Annotated in this window: 14 protein-coding genes; 9 read left to right on the top strand and 5 right to left on the bottom strand. The window is 70.4% G+C overall.

All coding sequences use genetic code 11. From position 1 onward, the window contains the following. Nucleotides 1-112: 112 nt before the first annotated feature. The 5 genes from ACFPCY_RS24275 to ACFPCY_RS24295 all read left to right on the top strand — a co-directional run bounded on the left by ACFPCY_RS24275 (nt 113) and on the right by ACFPCY_RS24295 (nt 5,511). Nucleotides 113-1,174, top strand: a complete 1,062-nt coding sequence (locus ACFPCY_RS24275) for a hypothetical protein (protein WP_378258819.1) — start codon at nt 113-115, stop codon at nt 1,172-1,174. Continuing rightward, nucleotides 1,171-1,860, top strand: a complete 690-nt coding sequence (locus ACFPCY_RS24280; protein WP_378258821.1) for a DUF4129 domain-containing protein — start codon at nt 1,171-1,173, stop codon at nt 1,858-1,860. Before ACFPCY_RS24275 ends, ACFPCY_RS24280 begins: the two co-directional genes overlap by 4 nt. Beyond that, on the top strand, nt 1,854-3,119 hold the full coding sequence (locus tag ACFPCY_RS24285) for a DUF4350 domain-containing protein (protein WP_378258823.1): 1,266 nt from the start codon (nt 1,854-1,856) through the stop codon (nt 3,117-3,119). Before ACFPCY_RS24280 ends, ACFPCY_RS24285 begins: the two co-directional genes overlap by 7 nt. Nucleotides 3,120-3,253: 134 nt before the next feature. Further along, nucleotides 3,254-4,219 carry an AAA family ATPase gene (locus tag ACFPCY_RS24290; RefSeq protein WP_378259359.1) on the top strand — a complete coding sequence of 322 codons (966 nt, stop codon included), beginning with the start codon at nt 3,254-3,256 and terminating at the stop codon, nt 4,217-4,219. Continuing rightward, entirely contained in the window at nt 4,219-5,511 is a 1,293-nt protein-coding gene (locus ACFPCY_RS24295; protein WP_378258825.1) for a DUF58 domain-containing protein, read from the top strand. Before ACFPCY_RS24290 ends, ACFPCY_RS24295 begins: the two co-directional genes overlap by 1 nt. Before the next feature lie 12 nt (nt 5,512-5,523). On the opposite strand, the gene ACFPCY_RS24300 is transcribed toward ACFPCY_RS24295, so the two are convergent. Next, nucleotides 5,524-6,519: a stage II sporulation protein M gene (locus ACFPCY_RS24300; protein ID WP_378258827.1), complete on the bottom strand. Its 996-nt coding sequence runs from the start codon at nt 6,517-6,519 to the stop codon at nt 5,524-5,526. Between the two features lie 92 nt (nt 6,520-6,611). Between ACFPCY_RS24300 and ACFPCY_RS24305 the strand changes: the two genes are divergently transcribed. Both ACFPCY_RS24305 and ACFPCY_RS24310 read left to right on the top strand, forming a co-directional pair. Next, nucleotides 6,612-7,661 (top strand): RDD family protein, encoded by a 1,050-nt coding sequence (locus ACFPCY_RS24305; RefSeq protein WP_378258828.1) that lies wholly within the window; start codon nt 6,612-6,614, stop codon nt 7,659-7,661. A 425-nt stretch (nt 7,662-8,086) separates the two neighbouring features. After that, entirely contained in the window at nt 8,087-9,601 is a 1,515-nt protein-coding gene (locus ACFPCY_RS24310; RefSeq protein WP_378258830.1) for a cellulase family glycosylhydrolase, read from the top strand. Between the two features lie 39 nt (nt 9,602-9,640). Here the strand turns inward: ACFPCY_RS24310 and ACFPCY_RS24315 are convergent, their stop codons facing one another. The 3 genes from ACFPCY_RS24315 to ahcY (ACFPCY_RS24325) form a co-directional block, all read right to left on the bottom strand. After that, nucleotides 9,641-10,516 carry a hypothetical protein gene (locus ACFPCY_RS24315; protein ID WP_378258831.1) on the bottom strand — a complete coding sequence of 292 codons (876 nt, stop codon included), beginning with the start codon at nt 10,514-10,516 and terminating at the stop codon, nt 9,641-9,643. 561 nt (nt 10,517-11,077) lie between these two features. Continuing rightward, nucleotides 11,078-12,337: an adenosylhomocysteinase gene (ahcY, locus tag ACFPCY_RS24320; RefSeq protein WP_378258833.1), complete on the bottom strand. Its 1,260-nt coding sequence runs from the start codon at nt 12,335-12,337 to the stop codon at nt 11,078-11,080. A gap of 938 nt (nt 12,338-13,275) precedes the next feature. After that, a complete protein-coding gene (gene ahcY / locus ACFPCY_RS24325; protein WP_378258835.1) occupies nt 13,276-14,706 on the bottom strand; it encodes an adenosylhomocysteinase in 1,431 nt (476 codons plus the stop codon). Nucleotides 14,707-14,829: 123 nt separating this feature from the next. On the opposite strand from ahcY (ACFPCY_RS24325), the gene ACFPCY_RS24330 reads away from it, so the two are divergent. Next, on the top strand, nt 14,830-15,201 hold the full coding sequence (locus tag ACFPCY_RS24330) for a MerR family transcriptional regulator (RefSeq protein ID WP_378258837.1): 372 nt from the start codon (nt 14,830-14,832) through the stop codon (nt 15,199-15,201). Between the two features lie 228 nt (nt 15,202-15,429). On the opposite strand, the gene ACFPCY_RS24335 is transcribed toward ACFPCY_RS24330, so the two are convergent. After that, a complete protein-coding gene (locus tag ACFPCY_RS24335) occupies nt 15,430-15,753 on the bottom strand; it encodes a hypothetical protein (protein WP_378258839.1) in 324 nt (107 codons plus the stop codon). A 33-nt stretch (nt 15,754-15,786) separates the two neighbouring features. Between ACFPCY_RS24335 and ACFPCY_RS24340 the strand changes: the two genes are divergently transcribed. Beyond that, on the top strand, nt 15,787-16,599 hold the full coding sequence (locus ACFPCY_RS24340) for a chromosomal replication initiator protein DnaA (protein ID WP_378258841.1): 813 nt from the start codon (nt 15,787-15,789) through the stop codon (nt 16,597-16,599). The last annotated feature ends 11 nt before the right edge of the window (nt 16,600-16,610 follow it).

Consider the following 16,610-nt stretch of genomic DNA (forward strand, 5'->3'; position numbering starts at 1 on the left):
CGCGCGATAGCGGCCTCACCCTCCGCTAGGACGGGTGAGTGGTGACTCCTTGAGCCGGTATGGCCGCCTCATGGCAGGATGGCCCGACACACGGACGGGGCAGGGGGACGGCATGGCGGAATCGGGCGGCAGGGGGCGTCTCGTGCCGCGCGGAACCGAAGTGCCGTTCCGGCCCATGTCGGTCTCCGAAATGCTGGACGGCGCCATCGCCGGTATCCGGTACAGGCCCCGGACCGTCCTCGGGCTGTCCGTGGCGATCTCGACGGTCGTCCAGGTCGTCGGTTCCGTCCTGGCCTACTACTTCATCGGCCGGGAGGCGCGCGGGGAGATCACGCCCAGGGCGCTGCTCCGGTCCGTCGGCGCTCAGGCGACGCTAGGCGCGACCGACCTGGTGTTCACGGCCTTCGGAATCCTCATTCTGGCCGGAATTCTGGCTCCGGTCCTCGCGCGCACGATGTTCGGTCTGGAAATCTCGCTGGGACGGGCTTGGCAGGACGCGCGCCCCAGGTTCGGTCGGCTTCTCCTTATGGCCGCCGTAGTGATCGTGATGTCCCTGGCGGCATTGGCCGTGCCGGTACTCCCGTTCGCTTTGGCCGTCGCCGGCGGGGCCCATCCGGCCATAGGGGTGCTCTCGGCTCTGCTCGGAATTCCGGTCGGGCTGGTCCTGATGCTGTGGGCGTACGTGTTGCTCGTGCAGAGCGTTCCCGCGCTGGTCATGGAACGGGCAGGCATCGGCGGGGCGCTCGTGCGCGCGCGACGCCTCTCCAAGGGCCGCTGGTGGAGGACGTTCGGAACGCTGCTGCTCGCCATGATCGTCACCGTCTTCATGGGGTTCTTCGCGTTGCGGATCCCGTTCCTGGTCGCGCAGTTGGTGCTGTTCGGCAATGCGGGCTCCGGCAACGGCCAGGTGTTCGGGGCCCTTGCGCTGGACACGGTCGGACGGATCGTGAGCTGGTCCGTGGTGCTGCCTTTCGACGCAGGGGTGATCGCTCTGCTCTACATGGACCGACGGATGCGCCGCGAAGGGCTTGACCTGGATTTGGCCACGCGGCCCGCTCCAGAGGGCGATGACGACTTTTTCGAGCTCTGGCGTCCTACCGCGCCCTCCTGGCCCGTCCGGACGCCTCCTGTAGCCCCTGCTCCCGGAGCGACCTACACGCAGGGGGCGCCGTGATCCCCGCGTTGCTCGATCCCCCTCCCGTGGACCGGGACACCGCGCGGGAACTGGCCAGGCGGGAGCTGGAGAAGCCCGTTTACCAGCGGGACAAGCCATCCTGGCTGGAACGCACGCTTGAGCGGCTCGCCGAATGGCTTCGGGACCTGTTCTCGCACGCGCAGGCACCCAACGCCAAGGGCGGCGGTGCGGAGGGCTGGATCTCGATCGCTGTGATCATCCTCTTGGTGATCGCGGCGGTCGCGTTGGTGTTCTGGCTGATGCGTGGCGGCCGAAACCGCCGCTCCAGCAAGAACGAGGCGCTCCTGGACGACGAGCCGTCCACCTCGTCCGACCATCGGACGGAGGCCGAGCGGCTGGCCGCCGCCGGAGAGTGGCCCGGGGCGATCCGGGAGCGGCTCAGGGCGATGGCCCGGAATCTGGAGGAACGGGCGATCCTCTCCCCGCGTCCGGGAAGGACCGCCGACGAGCTCGCGACGGAAGCGGGCATGGCGCTACCCGAACTCGCGGACGATCTCCGGACGGCCGTGCGGATCTTCGATGACGTCTGGTACGGCGACCGGCCCGGTAGTGCCGATGAGTACGCGCGCGTCACGGCCGTTGACGAGCGCTTGCGCTCCACGAAGCCGAAGTCCCTCGACGACGCCGAGCTGCTACCCGCCGACGGCTGGAGTTCGCGGTGGTGACGACGGCGGAGCCGACCGCCCGGCAGGTGGCGGGGCGTCGCTGGCGTTCCGCGCGCGGTGTGGTCCTCGTCCTGCTGTGCGTGGTGGTCGTCGGGATCGTCCTGGCGGCCCTCAAGCCTTCGCGGAAGCCCGATGACCTGGACCCGGGGTCGCCGAAGCCGGGCGGAACACGCGCGCTCGCCGAGGTCCTGAAGAGCCGCGGAGTCGGCTTCCACGCCTCCCGGAACGCCGCGGAGGCCGCCTCCCGCGCGGGCGCGGGCACGATCCTGGTGGTGACCCGTTCGGAGCGCCTGACCCGCTCGGACCTCGACCGGCTCCGCGGCTCGGTCGGTGACCTGCTGCTCGTCGAGCCGGGCCGCGAGACGCTGGCGGCACTTGCCCCCGGTGTCGAGCAGGACGGTCCGACCTTCGTTCTCCAAGCGGACCCGCAATGCGGTCTGCAGGCGGCGACGCAGGCCAGATCGGTCGAGTTCGGCGAGTCCGAGACCTACACCGTGCCGCCCGGCGCTACCGGTTGTTACCCGGAATCCAAGAAGCCTCGCGTCGTCCAGTACCAGACTGGTGGCCGGACGGTAACGGTGCTGGGCGCGGCACGCCCGCTCACCAACGGGCACCTCACGGACGCGGGGAACGCCGCACTCGCGATGAACCTGGTGGGAGCCCGTTCTCAGGTCGTCTGGCTGATCCCGGACGTCCACCACGAGAACTCCGGTGAGCAGACCGGTGACCGGACGCTCACCGACCTCCTCCCCCACGGCGTCAAGCTGTTCTTCTTCGGCCTCTTGGTCGCCGTCATCCCCGTCGCCCTGTGGCGAGGGCGAAGGCTCGGACCGGTGGTCGCCGAGGTGCTGCCCGTAGTCGTGCGCTCGGCGGAGACCGTCACCGGCCGATCCCGGCTCTACCGGGCACACCGCGCACGCGGGCGCGCGGCCGATGCCCTTCGCGCGGGCGCGCGTGACCGGATCGTTCCGCTCATCGGATTGCCACGAACCGTCGCTCAGCTCCTGCCCGCGCAGGATCCGGGAGCCGTGCGCGAGGTCGTCACGGCCGTCGCCGCACGCACCGATCACGATGAGCGGACGGTGGCCGCGGCCCTGTACGGTCTTGATCCCGGTGAGGCCGCCCGGTATGCGTTCCCCGGACGACCGGGACAACCCGTACAGCCTGGACCAGGCGGAGCCGAGCCCGTGGACGATGCCGGACTGCTCGCGCTCGCCGACCTTCTCGACGACCTGGAAAGGCAGGTACGCCAGTCATGAGCCACTCGGCCCCGCTCGGCTGGGACGGGGAGCCCGCCGGGAACCCCGCAGCGGCGCCCTCCGCCGAGGAGCGCTCCATGCAGCCCGCAGGAGCCCCTGGAGCGGACGCCACGGCAGTGGACCACTCCGCCGCGATGTCGGACACCCCTCCGGCGACGTCGGACCCGCGCGCGGCCCTCACGGCCCTCCGCGGGGAGGTGGCCAAGACCGTCGTCGGGCAGGATCCGGTCGTCACGGGACTGGTCATCGCGTTGCTGTGCCGCGGACACGTGCTGCTGGAAGGCGTTCCCGGAACCGCCAAGACGCTGCTGGTGAAAACCCTCTCGCACGCGTTGGACCTCGGTTTCAAGCGCGTCCAGTTCACGCCCGACCTGATGCCGGGCGACGTCACCGGTTCCCTGGTCTACGACAACCGCACGGCTGAGTTCGAGTTCCGTGAGGGGCCGGTCTTTACCAACCTGCTGCTCGCCGACGAAATCAACCGAACGCCTCCGAAGACTCAGGCTTCCCTTCTGGAGGCCATGGAGGAACGCCAGGTTTCTGTGGAGGGCTCCGCGCGGCCTCTGCCGGACCCGTTCGTCGTGTGCGCGACGCAGAACCCCATCGAGTACGAGGGCACCTATCCGCTGCCTGAGGCGCAGCTCGACCGGTTCTTGTTGAAGCTGACCGTGCCCGTGCCTACGCGCGACGAGGAAATCGCGATGTTGCAGCGGCACGCGGCCGGATTCGACCCGCGGGACCTCTCCGCAGTGCGCCCCGTAGCCGGCCCCAGCGATCTGGCAGCAGGGCAGGCCGCGGTTCGGACCGTCCACCTGGATCCGAAGGTCGCCGCCTACGTCGTGGACCTGTGCCGGGCCACTCGCCAAGCGCCTTCGTTGCAACTCGGCGTTTCTCCGCGTGGCGCCACCGCCTTGTTGGCGACCTCGCGCGCGTGGGCGTGGCTGATGGGCCGCGACTACGTCACGCCGGACGACGTCAAAGCGCTCGCTCGGCCGACGCTACGGCACCGCGTCCAGCTCCGGCCGGAGGCCGAACTGGAGGGCGCGACCGCCGACGGCGTGCTGGAGGGCATCCTCGCCCACGTCCCCGCTCCCCGCTGATGGCGCTGACCGGACGGCTCGGGCTGCTGGCACTCGCCGCGGCCTTCGTCCCCCTGCTCGTGCCCAGCGGAGGTCTGCTGCTGGGCCTGTGGGGACTGCTGCTGCTCGGCGTGGTCGTCGATCTGTTCCTGGCCGGGAACGTGCGCGCGCTGCGCTTCCACCGCGAGGGTGACACTCGGGTCCGCCTAGGTGAGACCGCCGGCGCGGGGCTGATCGTAGAGAACACCGGTCGGCGGCGAGTCAAGGCCGTCCTGCGGGATGTGTGGCCGCCGTCCGCAGGGGTCGCTCCGCGAACGGCCAAAATCAACGTCCCCGCTGGCGAACGCCGCCGGATCGAGCAAACGTTCACGCCCACGCGGCGCGGCGACCGAGAAGCAGTGACGGTGGTCGTCCGTTCGGTGGGACCGCTCGGTCTCGCCGCGCGGCAGCTTTCCCGTCCCGCGCCCCGGACGCTGCGTGTTCTGCCGGCCTTCCCGTCCCGGCGGCATCTGCCGTCGCGGCTCGCGCGCCTGCGCGAACTGACGGGTCTGCACTCGACGATGATCCGGGGGCAGGGCACCGAATTCGACTCCCTGCGTGAATACGTGGTGGGCGACGACGTCCGCTCCATCGACTGGCGCGCGACCGCCCGCCGCGACGACGTGGTCGTCCGGACGTGGCGTCCCGAACGCGACCGCCGCCTGTACCTGGTGCTCGACACGGGCCGCACCTCGGCGGGACGAGTCGGGGACATTCCGCGTCTCGACTGCTCGATGGACGCGGCGCTGCTGCTGGCGGCCCTCGCCTCGCGCGCGGGCGACCGGGTGGATCTCCTCGCGTACGACCGGACGGTCCGCGCCCGCTGCGAGAACGCGTCGCGTACCGGCCTGCTGTCGGCGATGGTCGAGGCGATGGCTCCACTGGAGCCCGCGCTGATCGAGTCCGACGCCGCCGGGATGGTCTCCGCGATCATGTCCCGGGTCCGCCGCCGGAGCCTGATCGTGCTGCTCACGGAGCTGAACCCGGCCGCTTTCGAGGAGGGTCTGCTGCCGCTGCTGCCGGGCCTGACCGCCCGCCACCTCGTGATGATCGCCGCAGTCTCCGACCCGCTGGTGGACGAGATGGCGGCCGCGCGCGGCGACCTCGCCGCCGTCTACGACGCGGCCGCCGCCGAACGCGCACGCGCGGACCGCCGGCGCCTTACCGCCGAACTCCGCTCCTACGGCGTCGAGGTCGTGGACGCTCCGCCGGACCGCATCGCTCCTGCCCTGGCCGACGCGTATCTCGCCCTGAAAGCCGCTGGCCGTCTGTAGCGGAAGTGTCGTTCAGCCAGCGGTCGGGGCCACGGCAGGCTGATCCAGCGCATCACCGGTCTCGCCAGAGCGAGTCGCGCGGCGGCCCAAGGTGATGACGTAGGCGAGGAAGGCACTTTCCGCCACAACGCCGATGCCGATGCGAAGCCACGTCTGGTGCACGTAACCCGTGACGAAACCCTCGATCAGTCCCGAAACCAGCAGCACGCCGATGAGACCCAACGCGATGCTGGCGATCGCGCGTCCTTCTTCAGCGAGGGCACGCGAGCGCGTACGCGGGCCAGGGTCGATGATGGTCCAGCCGAGCTTCAAACCGGCGCCGCAGGCGAGATAGACGGCGGTCAGCTCGAGCAGGCCGTGCGGCAGGATCAGTCCGAAGAACACGTCGCCCTTGCCGTAGGCGAACATGAGGCCCGCGTTGACGCCGAGGTTGAGCTGGTTGGTCAGCAGCACGAAAATCGTCGGGATCCCTAGCAGGATGCCGAAAATCAGGGCCGTCGCCGAGACCCACGCGTTGTTGATCCAGACTTGGAACGCGAACGACGCCGCCGAGTGCTCGGTGTAGTAGTTCGCGAAGTCGTGGTCGACCAGATCACGGATCTCGTGCGGAGCCAGTAGCGTCGCCTGAACGGCCGGGTTGTGCACGATCCAGATGGCCAGGGCCAGCGAGAGCACGTTTCCCAGAACGGCGTTTCCGATCCACCACCACCGCATCCGGTAGGCGGCGGCCGGGAAGGAGACCGTGACGAAGCGCGTCGCGTCCCGCCACATCGGTGCTTGCGCGCCCGCGACGGCGGCTCGTGCGCGCGCGACGAGCGAGGACAGACGGGCGACCAGAGCGGGATCCGGAGCGCTGGAGCGGATCGCCGACAGATGCGTCGCGGTTCGCTGGTACAACTCGACCAGTTCGTCGATCTCCGCGCCCGTACGCTTGCGGGAGGAGTTGACCAGCTTCTCCAGCCGCTGCCATTCGGCGTTGTGCGCGGCCACGTACGCATCGACGTCCACCCGAGGGAGCCTAACGGCTTAGGCTGTCCGAAACACGACGAGTGTCGCCATGGCCCGGAGCGGGTCCGGCGTACCGGCGAAGCGAGGTCAGCGTGGCGCGTACGGAGGCGGACGGGGAGCTCGTCGTCGGTGAAGCCGTCGCGCTCGACCTGCGGGTGGCCCGCCTCGCGAGTCGCGGCTGCGCCCTCCTGCTCGACGTGTTGCTGCAGCTGTTGGTGCTGGACTTCGCCCTCGCGCTCGTCAGCATCGTCGGGACGGTCGCGGACAGCGCCTGGGTCGCCGGATTGTCGATCCTGGTGACGGCCCTCGTACTGGTCGGCTATCCGTGCGCGTTCGAGACCCTGACGCGCGGGCGCACGCTGGGCAAGCTCGCGGTCGGGCTGCGAGTCGTGGCTGACGATGGCGGCCCCATCCGGTTCCGGCAAGCCCTCGTGCGCGCGCTCGCCGGAATCATCGAGTTCTGGACGTTCTACGGCGCTCCGGCCCTGCTCACCTCGCTGTTCAACCGGCGCGGAAAGCGCCTGGGCGACCTGTTCGCGGGAACGCTGGTCATCCAGGAACGGGTGTCCGCCGCTGGAATGTACGGACCGGTGGCCTGGATGCCGCCCTTCCTGGCGGGCTGGGCTCGGACCCTGGAACTGTCCCGCCTGCCCGACGAGCTGGCGATGACGGCGCGGCAGTACCTCGCGCGGTTCTGGGAACTGCTGCCGGAAGTCCGCGACTCGCTCGGTGAGCGGATCACGCAGCAGGTCTTCGCCGTCGTCGGCCCCCCGCCGCCACCTGGCGTCCGCCCGGAGATCCTGTTGTCCGCTGTCCTGGCCGAGCGGCGGCACCGTGAAGAGCAGCGCCTCGCGCGCCAGCGCGAACAGCGGCTGCGCCGCGCGGCACGCGACCCGTTGGCTCCGCCACCTGTACCCGTAGGCGTCCCTGGCGGGCCCGCGCCCATGCAGTTCCCCACTGGCGCTCCCGTCCCCACTGGCGCTTCCCTCCCCGCTGGGCCTCCCCAAAGCGGATGGCCGACCGCGGCGGGCGTCCCTGTGACTGGGCCGTATCCCGTTGGTGCGCCTGGGCCGTCCGGGGCATATCCGGGCGGTCCCGGTCTTAACGCTCCGCCCGTGGGGCCGTACGTCCAGGGCCGCTGACCCGCCTTTCACCTCGCCGCTCGGCAATTCTCGCCGCTCGATACTTCTCGCCCCTCGGCGGTTCTCGCCGCTCGGGTTCTCACTGCTCGGCGGTTCTCCCTGCTCGGGAGTTGTTCGCTGCTCGGGGTGTTCGGCTGACTTTCCCCGTGGGCAGGCGCGGTCTCGTGTCTGGGTTCTGTGCGGCGCTGAGGACGGCGCACCAGGCCGGCACGCTGTCAGCGCGCGCCCGAAGAGCGCCTTTGGGCTGGTCGGCTAGGGGCCTGAGGCAAGTTGCCCGCGAGTTATCCACAGTTCGGCGCCGAGTTGGCACGGTGAGTGACGGCCGCGGAATCCTGGAGTCGTCAGCCCATGGACAGCGGTGATCTCACCGCCTAGCCTCCGAGGAAATTTCATGTTTGGTCGGTCGCTTGCTCAAGGAGCTCGCCATGCCGCGTTCCGCCCTCGCCGCCCGTCTCGCCGTGGTCGCGCTGCTCATCTCGGCCTCCTCCGTCGTTTCGCCACCCGAGTCCGCGTCCGCCGACCAGGGCGACGGGCTGCGCCCGATCACGGATGCGCAGGGGCGGACGCTCATTCTGCGCGGGCTCAACACCGCCGGGAGCGCGAAGGGGCCGTCCGGCCTGCCTTGGATCGAGCGCCGGAACGTCGTCGGCGAACGGCAGAAGCTGGGCAGCAACGTCGTCCGCTACCTCGTGCAGTGGAAGAACGTCGAACCGAGCCCGGGGCGGTACGACGATCGCTACCTGGACGCGGTGGCGCAGCGCGTCGCCTGGTACCGGGAACAAGGGATCAACGTGGTCCTCGACATGCACCAGGACATCTACGGGCCGGCCGCCTGCGAGGGCTCGGGCAACGGCGCACCGGCCTGGGCCACGTTCACCGACGGCCTTCCCTGCACGCCACAGAACCCGTGGGTACTCACGTACCTGCAACCCGCCGTGCTCCGCGCGTACGACAACTTCTGGAACAACACTGGCAAGCACCCGGAACTCATGCGCCACTACGCGGCGATGTGGAAACACGTCGCGGCAAGGTTCGCCGAAGATCCGGCCGTTCTGGGCTACGACCTCATGAACGAGCCGTTCGGCGGGACGAGACAGTTCGGCTTCTTCGAAGGGCCGGTCCTCACTCCCTTCTACCAGCGCATCGTGACAGCGATCCGCCAGGTGGATCGGCAGAAGTGGGTCTTCGTCGAACCGCAGGCGCTCGGCGTCAACGAGGGACTCGGCACCGCACTCGGTCAGATCCGCGACCCACGCGCCCGCGCAGCGCTCGGCAGGCTCGTCGGGCAGCGCGACCGGCTGACGGCCACCGGCCTCGCGCGGCTTTCCGACCCGAGTTCACGTCTCGTCCTCACCGCTCACTTCTACCCGGGTGGAGTGGACATCGGCGGCGGCTACACCGGCCTGCTCAAGTCGCTGGTGCAGGCGGAGTTCGTCCTCTGGCGCAAGAACATGACGGAAGCGGCCCGCCGCCTGAACACTCCCCTGTGGGTCGGCGAGATCGGAGCGATGGCGTTCGATCAGCCCGGCGCCGCCGACTACACCCGCGACTGGTTGTCCATGGCGGACCAACTCCGGATCGGATGGGCGTACTGGTCGAACGACCCGCAGGCCGACGGCTCGACCGAGACCATCGCGCCACTCGACCGCACCGGCGACCTGACCGAGGTCGGCAAGATCGTGGCCCGCCCCTTCCCCCGGGCGGTCGCGGGCACCCCCACCAAGATCGCCTACAACTCCGGGACCTTCACCCTGACGTGGCGGACTCGGCCCGGCACGTCCGGCCCCACCGAGATCTGGCTCCCGGCGACCGTCTATCCGGGAACCCCCAAGGTGACCGCATCCGACCGAGCCCACCGTTGGGACCCCGCCCGGCGCGTCCTGTCGGTCTGGAACGACCCGGCCCACGCCACCCACACCGTGACGGTCACACCGTCCTGAGGAAGAAAGCCGAGCAGCCTGGCCGTCCCACGCCTCGTCTCAATCCACAAGGAAGTTAGGAGGACCGTCCAGCTCCACGAGTTCGATCCCTGGAGCGTCCAGAACGACGTCACCCGCCATGTGGACGTGCTGGATCTCCCCGGTCGCCAGATCCGCCACTTCATACTGCCCAACGGGCAACGGGCCGGTCTCGGTCTCATGCCTCGTCACGGAAGCGAGTCTCCACCGCCATGCCTCAGTCAGGGTCGCGAGGACGACCCCGCTCACACGCACAAGCCGCACGTCCACCGCCGTCCCGTGCCCCGGGCCCCGGACTCCCGCGAAGCCTTGGCCGGTCCCGCTGCTCTCGACATCGCCCCTGGTGGGCACGCTCCGGCCGGCCGGTTCCGGGTCGCCCTGCCCAGCCGAAGCGGGCACGTCGTGACTGCTGTCCGCCTGAACGCCCTGTCCGCCTACGGTCGGCGGGTTCTGTCCCGCTACGGTCTGAGCGCCCGTGGGCGCGTGAGCCCCTTCCGAGTGCACTGGAGTCAATGCATCGGAAAGCTCAGATCGGTCAGCGTCGGGGTCAAAGGCGGCCTCGGACGTGAGGCGCCCCCTCGTCACATGGTGCGCGGCAGCGATGAGGAAGGCCGGGGATTCGCCGAGGAAACCGGAAGCCGGCGCCGAATGCTCGCTGGCCTCGCCGGACGAGGAGGCGCGGACCCACGCGACCTCACGTCCGGTGACACCGCCGCGCAGCCACCAGTCCGGCGCGACGATCTCGACTCGGATCTGACGCCACCGCGCGTCCACGACCAGATCGATACGAGTTCCGTCCGTCCGGGACGCGACATAACGCCAGCCACCAGGACCAGGAGCACACTGGAACCGCTCCTCGGTCCCGTCCTCCAGGTGCAGGTAAGTTCCACGCGGCATCCGGCCGACGCTATCTCAGCCGAGCCGCATTTTCCGGGCCGGGGCGCTCCGCTACTCCCCAGTAGCGGAGAACCCACCCGTCGTCCCTCTGTGGTGGGCACCGCACAGCACCTGCTACCGGACCACCTGACCGCCGTGGGGGCGCGGTGCTCGGGGCACGGGCCTGGGCGCCCCGCACTTGGCTGAGCACGCGGCGTCTCGGCGCTTGGGGCGCGGGCGTGGCGGCGCGGCTTTTGGGGCGCGAGCCTGGTGCTTGAGCGATTGGGGTCGGGCTTGGCGCCTGGGCGACTGGGGCTGGCGCCTGGGCGACTGAGGCTGGTGCCCAGGCGGCTGGGGCTGGCGCCTGGGCGACTGAGGCTGGCGCCCAGGCGGCTGGGGCTGGCGCCTGGGCGACTGAGGCTGGCGCCCAGGCGGCTGGGGCTGGCGCCTGGGCGACTGGGGCTGGTGCCTGGGCGGTTGAGGCTGGTGCCTAGGCGGTTGAGGTGCGGGCTGGTGCTTCGGCGCTTGAGGGGCGAACGTGGTGGTTGGGGTGGGACGCGGGGACGTCTGGCAGTTCGGGGATCAGGTGGTGCCTAGGCGCCAGGAATGGAGATAGTCCTCCTGGTCGGGGGTTAGCGCGTCTATGGAGATGGACATGGAGGCGAGCTTGAGGCGGGCCACCTCGGTGTCGATGGGGGTCGGGACCTCGTGGACGGCGGGTGCGAGGGTGGAGGCGGCCTCGGCCAGCCAGGCGCAGGTCAGGGCCTGGTCGGCGAAGGACATGTCCATCACGGCGGCGGGGTGGCCTTCGGCGGCGGCCAGGTTGACGAGGCGTCCCTCGGCCAGGAGCACCAGGCGGCGGCCGTCGGCAAGGACGTACTCGTCGGCCTGCGGACGGACGCCGGGATGGACGGCCACGGCCAGTTCCGCGAGGGCGCGGACGTCGATCTCGACGTCGAAGTGTCCGGAGTTGGCGAGGATCCCGCCGTCCTTCATCAGGGAGAAGTGCTCGGCGGTGATCACGTCGCGGTTGCCGGTGACGGTGATGAAGACGTCGCCGACGCCGGCGGCTTCGATCATCGGGAGGACGGTGTAGCCCTGAAGGGCGGCGTCGAGGGCCTTGACCGGGTCGATCTCGGTCACGACGACGCGCGCTCCGAGACCGCGGGCGCGTTCGGCCAGGCCGCGACCGCAGTAACCGAAGCCGGCGATCACGATGGTCTTGCCCGCGAGGAGGGTGTTGGTGGCGCGGACGATGCCGTCCAGCGTGGACTGGCCGGTGCCGTAGCGGTTGTCGAACATGTGCTTGGTGTCGGTGTCGTTCACCGCCACCATCGGGAAGCGCAGCGCGCCCTCGCGGGCCATCTGGTGCAGCCTGATCACGCCGGTCGTGGTCTGCTCGCAGCCGCCGCGCACCGTGTCGATCAGATCGACGCGTTCGGTGTGCAGCGTGTTGACGAGGTCGCAGCCGTCGTCCAGGACCAGGTCGGGACCGGTCTCGAGGGCCTGGTGAATGTGCCGGTAGTAGCCCTCGCGGTCGATGCCTGCACGGGCGAAGACCTGCGCGCCGTACTCGTGGACGAGCGCGGCCGCCACGTCGTCCTGCGTGGACAGCGGGTTGGAGGCGGCGAGGGCCACGCTCGCGCCGCCCGCCTGGAGGGTCCGGATGAGTCCGGCGGTCTCGGTCGTGACGTGCATGCAGGCCGCGATGCGCAGGCCGGAGAGGGGGAGCTCGTCCTCGAAGCGGTCCCGGATCTGGCGCAGCACCGGCATGCTGCGGTCCGCCCACTCGATCCGCTTGACGCCCTCGTACGCCAGCGAGGCGTCCGCGACGTCGCTCATCCTGCCCCCTCAGTCGATCTTCGAACTTGCGCTGGATGCGACGGAGCCGCCGCGCGACCGGTTCCCCGGCCGTCACGGCGGCCCCAGGCTTCGCTCCGGACACTACCCCGTGCCCGTTCGCCCGCCCCTTTTCCCGCAGACCCCGTTCAGGAACCCCGCAGCTATCGTCCACTCGACCACCGCTCGACTACGACGTCACTCGGATGCCGTCGCGCTCGGACGTGGTCGCGCTCGGATGTCGTCGCGCTCGGAGGTGGTCGCGCTGCGCCTTGATGGCGCCGTCGGCCAGTGCGGGCCCTTGCGAGCGCTTGCACGCGGTGATGCCCGAACCCGTCCGCGCTGACATCTCAATCCCGAACCTCGGCGCGCGGTTTCGGCACTCGCGCACATTCGCGCGATCCGTACCCGCCCGTCCACACGCCCACGTCCGCAGCCGCACGGTCGGCGGGTCCCGGTCCACAGCCGCACGGTCCACGGGCGCGGTCCGCAGGCGCACGGTCCACAGGCGCACGGTCGGCGGACGCACGGTCGGCGGACGCACGGTCCACGGGCGCGCGATCCGTAGGCGCACGCCCCGCAGGCGCGCGGTCGGCGGACGCGCGGTCCGCAGGCGCACGTCCCGCACGCGCCCGGCCCGCAGGCCCACGTCCGCACCGTCCGCAGGCGCACGGGCGGCAGGCGCACGGGCGGCAGGCGCACGGGCGGTGGGGTGTTGGTGCCTTGAGGGGGTTGCGGGTCAGCGCTGACGGGTTTGGGCATTTGCGCTGTGTTTGAGGAGGGGCGCTGGCGGCTTGGCGAGCGCGGGTGCGGACGGGGTGCGGGCCGCGCTTGTGTGGGCGGCTTGTTCGTGTCCGCACCTGGACCCGGATGGGATTGGGCGCGGGGCCGGGCACGTGCGCAGGTTGTGCGGGTGTGCCCGGCCCTGGGGCGCGGGTGGATCAGTAGCGGTAGTGGTCGGGCTTGTACGGGCCCTCGACGTTGACGCCGATGTAGTCGGCCTGCTCCTTGGTGAGGGTGGTCAGCTTGACGCCGAGGGCGTCGAGGTGGAGGCGGGCCACCTTCTCGTCGAGGTGCTTCGGCAGGACGTAGACGCCGACCGGGTAGTCCTCGGTCTTGGTGAACAGCTCGATCTGCGCGATGACCTGGTTGGTGAAGGAGTTGGACATCACGAAGGACGGGTGGCCGGTGGCGCAGCCCAGGTTCATCAGGCGGCCCTCGGCGAGGACGATGATCGAGTGGCCGTCGGGGAAGCGCCACTCGTGCACCTGCGGCTTGATCTCGATCTTCTCGATGCCGGGGGTGCGGGCCAGGCCGGCCATGTCGATCTCGTTGTCGAAGTGTCCGATGTTGGACACGATGGCCTGGTGCTTCATCCGGGCCATGTGGTCGGCGCGGATGATGTCCTTGTTGCCGGTCGTGGTGACGAAGATGTCGGCGATGCCGACGACGTCGTCGAGGGTGGAGACCTGGAAGCCGTCCATGGCGGCCTGCAGCGCGCAGATCGGGTCGATCTCGGTGACGATGACGCGCGCGCCCTGGCCCTTGAGGGCGTCGGCGCAGCCCTTGCCGACGTCGCCGTAGCCGCAGACGACCGCGACCTTGCCGCCGATGAGGACGTCGGTGGCGCGGTTCAGGCCGTCGATCACCGAGTGGCGGCAGCCGTACTTGTTGTCGAACTTCGACTTGGTGACCGAGTCGTTGACGTTGATCGCCGGGAAGGCCAGCGTGCCCGCCTTGGCCATCTCGTACAGGCGGTGGACGCCGGTCGTGGTCTCCTCGGTGACGCCCTTGATGGACGCGGCGGTCTCGGTCCAGCGCTGGGGAGACTCGGCGATGGTGCGGCGGAGCGTGTCGAGGATGATCTTCCACTCCTCGGGGTCGTCCTCCGCGGCGGACGGGACGGCCCCGGCGGCCTCGTACTCGGCGCCCTTGTGGACGAGCAGGGTGGCGTCGCCGCCGTCGTCCAGGATCATGTTCGGGTAGGAGCCGTCCGGCCAGCGCAGCGCCTGGTCGGTGCACCACCAGTACTCCTCCAGGGTCTCGCCCTTCCAGGCGAAGACCGGGACGCCCTTGGGGTCGTCCACAGTGCCGTCGGGGCCGACGACGACCGCGGCGGCGGCGTGGTCCTGGGTGGAGAAGATGTTGCAGGACACCCAGCGCACGTCCGCGCCGAGCTCGACCAGCGTCTCGATCAGGACGGCGGTCTGGATCGTCATGTGCAGCGAGCCCATGATCTTGGCCCCGCGCAGCGGCTTGGACTCGGCGTACTCCTTGCGGGTCGCCATGAGACCGGGCATCTCGTGCTCGGCGAGCCGGATCTCCCGGCGTCCGAACTCGGCCAGCGAAAGGTCTGCGACCTTGTAATCCATGCTTCCGTAGCTCCTCTGTTGCGATCCTCGGACACGCCGTACGCGAGCGAGTCTAGGGGCGGCGGCGGTGCGCGAGAACGCCCGGCCACGCATTCCTGACACAAATTTGTCAGAATTGGCGGCATGCGCATCACGGAGGCCGCCCGGCGGCTCGGCACCTCGCCCCGCATGCTCCGCTACCGCGAACGGCTGGGCCTGCTGCCGCCCACACGCGACGCCGGGGCCGAGGGCGGGCACCGCAGGTTCGGGGACGCCGAGCTCCGGGCCGTCGCGCTGGCCCTGGCGCTCGAGAAGCGTTTCGACATCGGCCCGGCCGAACTAGCCTTCGGACTGCGCGTCCTCGCCGAACCCGAAGTGCAGGCGCGCGTCCGTGAACTGGGCGAACGTATCGGACGGCTGTCCGCGCCGCCGACCCGCGCGCTGGACTTCGAGAAGGAGAAGGCGTTGCGCCTGCTCCGCCGGCCCGGTCTACGCTCTCCCAGGACACATCCCTGACAATCCCTCCCAACCCGCACTGACCGGAGCAGAACGACCAGGCATGAGGAACAGGATCCCGCAGCTCGTGGGCGTCGTCGCCGGCGTCCTGTTGCTCTGCTGGGGCGTCTACCGGCTCACCGCGGCGCCCGGATGCGAGGGCACCCGCATGAATCCGGGCGACCACTGCACCACGTCCACGCGCGGACGCGTGTACACGCAGACCTACGAGGAGCGGAAGAGCTCGCTTCACATGTGGGGATACGTGCTGGTCGTCGGCGGCCCCGCGCTCTCCGCAGCCTGCCTGGTCGGGATGGCCGTCTCGTCCCGCCGCCGGACGCGACCGCCGTCTCGCCCGTCGTCAGGGTCGGCGTCTCGCCCGTCGTCAGGGTCGGCGTCGCACCCGTCGTCAGGGTCGGCGTCGCACCCGTCGTCGGGCTCGGCGTCGCACCCGCCGTCGGGCTCGGCGTCGCACCCGCCGTCAGGGCCAGGGGCGCGCTCGTCGTCGGGGCACACGTCGCGCTCGTCGTCTAGTTCGGGGTCGCGGCCCTCGCCGCCGCCCTCGTCGTCCAACTGGTAGGTCCCCCGCCTAGGAGCTCTCGTCCAATGCGCCACTTCCTGCACGCATGGAGAATCGCCACCCGCACGTTCACCGTCATGCTGATGGCGTTCGCCGTCGGCCTGGTGCTCGCCGTCGCCTCGCTCGGACGAGGCGACGCAAAGAACACGCTCACGGGACTCGGAATCACGGCTTTCGCGGTCTGCGGGCTGCTCTTCCTGTACTTCGCGACGTCCCCGAGCCGCTGCCCGTACTGCGCTCGGGCGCGCGCCAAAGCCGGTCAAAGCGCCGCGCCCGGTGCCGCCCAGCCCGGAGCAGGCGCTCAAGCCGTCCCCGGAGCGCAGGGTGGGCAGGCCTTTTCGGGCGGTCCGCAGGGACAGGGCGGTTACAGCGGGCAGGCGAGCGGGCCGTATGGGCAGCCGACGCCTCCTGGCGTCCAGCCGGGGATGCCGAACGCGCAGCCGCAGGCTTACAACCAGCCTCAGCCGCAGGCTTACGGCCAGGCGCAGGCTCAGACTCAGGGTTATGGCCAGGCGCAGCCGCAGTACGGGCCGCCGCCTCAGCAGTATGGGCAGCCCGCTGCTGGGCAGCCGTCCGCTTACGGGCAGCCGCCTTACGGCTCGCAGTACCCGCAGCAGCAGGACGGCCAGGGCGCCTATGGCCAGCCTTCGCAGGGGCAGCAGCCTCAGGCGTACGGACAGGCTCCTTACGGAGGACAGGCTCCGGGTGGCGCGCAGGCGCCGCAGGGTCAGGCTTACGGACAGCCGCCCTACGGCGAGCAGGGCGGACGAGCGTACGGCGAGCAGGGCGGACGAGCGTACGGACAGCCGCCTTATGGTGAGCCGCCTGCCAACCGGTAGGACGCAGACCG

The sequence above is a fragment of the Actinomadura gamaensis genome (genome assembly GCF_042652125.1).
Lineage (GTDB): Bacteria > Actinomycetota > Actinomycetes > Streptosporangiales > Streptosporangiaceae > Spirillospora > Spirillospora gamaensis.

Coding starts and splice junctions, on each gene's coding strand:
- ahcY (WP_378258833.1), bottom strand. CDS start 12,337: ATGAGCGACGTCGCGGACGCCTCGCTGGCGTACGAGGGCGTCAAGCGG.
- ACFPCY_RS24290 (WP_378259359.1), top strand. CDS start 3,254: ATGTCGGACACCCCTCCGGCGACGTCGGACCCGCGCGCGGCCCTCACG.
- ACFPCY_RS24340 (WP_378258841.1), top strand. CDS start 15,787: ATGCGCCACTTCCTGCACGCATGGAGAATCGCCACCCGCACGTTCACC.
- ACFPCY_RS24310 (WP_378258830.1), top strand. CDS start 8,087: ATGCCGCGTTCCGCCCTCGCCGCCCGTCTCGCCGTGGTCGCGCTGCTC.
- ahcY (WP_378258835.1), bottom strand. CDS start 14,706: ATGGATTACAAGGTCGCAGACCTTTCGCTGGCCGAGTTCGGACGCCGG.
- ACFPCY_RS24315 (WP_378258831.1), bottom strand. CDS start 10,516: ATGCCGCGTGGAACTTACCTGCACCTGGAGGACGGGACCGAGGAGCGG.
- ACFPCY_RS24275 (WP_378258819.1), top strand. CDS start 113: ATGGCGGAATCGGGCGGCAGGGGGCGTCTCGTGCCGCGCGGAACCGAA.
- ACFPCY_RS24330 (WP_378258837.1), top strand. CDS start 14,830: ATGCGCATCACGGAGGCCGCCCGGCGGCTCGGCACCTCGCCCCGCATG.
- ACFPCY_RS24295 (WP_378258825.1), top strand. CDS start 4,219: ATGGCGCTGACCGGACGGCTCGGGCTGCTGGCACTCGCCGCGGCCTTC.